This window comes from Azospirillum sp. UFLA03-27, assembly GCF_059803775.1.
The window spans coordinates 1-3475 of sequence record NZ_JAUQTX010000405.1 but is presented as its reverse complement, the minus strand read 5'-3'; the positions used below and the strand labels follow the sequence as shown (position 1 = coordinate 3475).

Below are 3475 nucleotides of genomic sequence, written 5' to 3'. Positions count from 1 at the left end.
CCGACCTGCTCGCCCGACACCTCGTCGCGGCCGCCGTTGATGGCGTAGAGCAGCGTCTTGGCGAGGTTGGCGCGGGCGCCGAAGAACTGCATCTGCTTGCCGATGCGCATGGCCGAGACGCAGCAGGCGATGCCGTAGTCGTCGCCCCAGTAAGGCCGCATCAGGTCGTCGTTCTCGTACTGCACCGAGCAGGTCTTGATCGACGTTTCGGCGCAGAATTTCTTGAAGCCCTCCGGCAGGCTTTCCGACCACAGCACGGTCAGGTTCGGTTCCGGCGCCGGACCCAAATTCTGGAGCGTATGGAGCATGCGGAAGCTGCCCTTGGTCACCAGCGTGCGCCCGTCGAGCGCCATGCCGCCAATGCACTCCGTCACCCAGGTCGGATCACCGGAGAAGAGCTGGTCATATTCCGGCGTCCGCAGGAAACGCACCATGCGCAGCTTGATGACGAACTGGTCGATCAGTTCCTGAGCGCCCGCCTCGTCCAGGCGGCCTTCGCGCAGGTCGCGCTCGATGTAGACGTCGAGGAAGCTCGACACGCGGCCGAGCGACATGGCCGCTCCGTTGGCCTCCTTCACCGCTGCCAGATAGGCGAGGTAGGTCCACTGCACCGCCTCGAAGGCGTTGGTCGCCGGGCGCGACACGTCGAAGCCGTAGGACGCCGCCATCGTCACGAGGTCGCGAAGCGCGCGGATCTGCTCGGTGATCTCCTCGCGCAGGCGCAGCGTGTGCTCGTCGATGCGGTCGACCTCCAGGCTCTTGTACTGGGCCTTCTTGTCCTCGATCAGGAAGGTCGCGCCGTAGAGCGCCAGCCGGCGGTAATCGCCGATGATGCGTCCACGGCCGTAGGCATCCGGCAGGCCGGTGATGACGCCCGACTTGCGGCAGCGCAGCATCTCGTCGGTGTAAACATCGAAGACGCCGTCGTTGTGCGTCTTGCGCAGCGCCGGGAACACGTCGTCCAGCTTGGGCGAGGGCTTGAAGCCGTAGGCTTCCAGGCCCGTCTTGACCATCCGCCAGCCGCCGAAGGGCATGATCGACCGCTTCAGAGGCTTGTCCGTCTGAAGCCCGACGATGACCTCAAGCTCCCGGTCGATGTAGCCGGGGGCGTGGCTGACGATGGAGGACACCAGTTCCGTGTCGGCGTCGAGAACGCCGCCCTTGGCCGCGCGCTCCTCTTTCAGGAGATCGCGCACCTTGTTCCACAGCGACAGGGTGCGGTCGCTGGCCGGGGAGAGGAAACTGCCGTCGCCGCCGTAGGGGCGGACGTTCTTCACGATGAAATCGCGCAGATCGACCGTGGTCCGCCAGGAACCGGGCGCAAAACCGCGCCAGGGGTTCGGCGTCTCGGCTTCGGCAACGGGGATTTTCGGTTCGAACATCAGGGAATCCATGACGCGCCTCTGTTGGTCTGCGGCGGTCCCTGCCCTCCCCGGCGGGGGCCGCGCCACGTTGCGCGGCGCCGGACCGGACGGACCCGCCCGACCAAGCATCGCGCTTGCCCGATCAGTAGGCGCCCAAAGCTCCCCAGCCTCATTGATCCCAATCAATCAATCCCTGCGAAATACGCAGGGCACCGTCCAAGGTAGGTCCTGTCATAAAAGCAGAAGAAACCTGCCGCTTTTGCGTCGCAGCATTTGAGACAATCCATCGGAGATCGAATATTTTCATTTGGATTGCCTGTTTTAAAACAAACGGCCGGGATCAGCGCAGCGCACTTGCGATATCTTGCGCCAAGCGGGCCAGCGTGCGGCTGAGGGCGTCGGCGACGGCACCAGGATCGCCGGCCGCGCTCACCGGTTCCTGCGCCGCGGTGTGGCCCAGACGGCGCAGCCGGTCGCCGCCCTGGTCGAAGACGCGCCAGCGCGCCTCCAGAACCGCCGGCCCGTCCTCCGCCGCGTCGAAGCGGTCCAGCGTCACCTCCACCACCTGGGACAGCGGGAAGTCGCGCTGAAGCGGCAGGCCCACCACCTCCGCACCCGGCAGGCCCTTCTCCAGATTCCGCAGCAGCGTGCGGGTCACCATCTCGTCGAGAGGGCCGCCCCAGCGGTCGAACTCCATGACGACCAGCCGGTTGCCCGGCGCCCGCATCACCAGCTCGGAGCGGTCGAGATAGCCGGGGACCTTCACGTCCTCCAGCCCGATCACGCGCCGTTGCGTCTCGCTTCCCCGCAACGGGGCGGCGCTCGGCGGGGCGGCGTCCGGCGTGACGGCGTCCAGATGGTAGAAGCGGCTGGGCTGCGTGCTGCAGGCGGCCAGCAAAACCACGGCGGAAGCGCACAGCAGAAGGCGATTAGCGTGGCGGCGGATGTGAACAATCGGAGCCATGGGAATCCTCAACCGCGTTTGCCCCGGATCAGGGCTTCGGGATGGCGTTCGAGATAGTCGGTCAGGCCGCGGATGGAGCGGGCCGCGGCGGTCAGTTCGCGCACCAGCCCCTGCAGGTCGCTGACCGCGGGGCGGGACGAGTTGACCAGCCCGTCCGCGCTGCTGAGCGTCTTCTCGGCCTGCCGGACCAACTTGGAGGTGTTTTCCGCGACGTCGCGCAGGGCGCGGATGGTCGGCTCGCCCTCGCTGCCCAGCGCCTGCGTCGTCTTTTCCAGTTCGGCGAGCGACCGGCTGAGCGAGCCGATGGCCTGCGCGATCTCCGGCGAGCCGATCAGGGCGCCGGCCTTCTGGATGGTCGAGCGCAGTTCCACCACCGTTTCGGCGATGGGCGCGCGGGCCAACTCGTTCATCAGGTCGGTGGCGGTCTTGGTCGCGGTGTCGAGCACGTTCGGCTGGGAGGGCAGTTCCGGGTAGGGGCCGCCACGGACCAGTGTTTCCTTTGGCGCGTCCGGGAACAGGTCGAGCGTCACGATCAATTCGCCGGTCAGCAGGTTGCCGGTACGCAACTGCGCCCGCAGCCCCTGCTCCACCAACGCCTTCATGCGGGCATAGGCGGTCTCGGTGTCGTGCGCCGCCGGCAGGTCGCTGCCCAGCCGCTCCGGCTCGATGTTCAGGGTCACCGGGATGCGGGCCTCGCCGGTGACCGGGTCCACGTCGAGGCGGATGTCGGTCACCTCGCCCACCCGGATGCCGCGGAACTCCACCGCGGACCCCGGATGCAGCCCACGCACCGACCCGTCGAAATGCACCAGGAAGGGCACCCGCCGGGTGAAGCGGGCATCGCTGGCAGCGTTTCGGCTCTCATAGAGTGGGAAGTCCGTGCCCTCCGCCGCGATCTCGCCACTGTCGCCGGGGCCGCCGAGGCCGGGAGTCTCGAAGGACACGCCGCCGGTCGCCAGCGATTGCAGCGATTCCAACGCCACCGTCGGCCCTTCCGGCCCGATGGACACCGACAGGCCGCTGGCGTTCCAGAAGCGGGTGTTGGGCCGGACGATCCGGTCATAGGGGGCATGGATGAAGACCGGGATGGTCAGCGACTGCCAGTCCCTGTCTCTTATACACATCTCCGAGCCCACGAGACTATAAC

Annotated in this window: 3 protein-coding genes; all 3 read right to left on the bottom strand. The window is 67.2% G+C overall.

Annotation, left to right across the window (positions count from 1 at the left end):
• A partial coding sequence (locus Q4I23_RS31515; RefSeq protein WP_498528828.1) for a pyruvate formate lyase family protein occupies positions 1-1382 on the bottom strand: 1382 nt, incomplete at its 3' end.
• A 322-nt stretch (positions 1383-1704) separates the two neighbouring features.
• Positions 1705-2328 (bottom strand): PqiC family protein, encoded by a 624-nt coding sequence (locus tag Q4I23_RS31510; RefSeq protein WP_454016911.1) that lies wholly within the window; start codon positions 2326-2328, stop codon positions 1705-1707.
• Between the two features lie 8 nt (positions 2329-2336).
• Positions 2337-3475 (bottom strand): PqiB family protein (locus tag Q4I23_RS31505; protein WP_498528827.1); only part of this gene is annotated, 1139 nt, incomplete at its 5' end.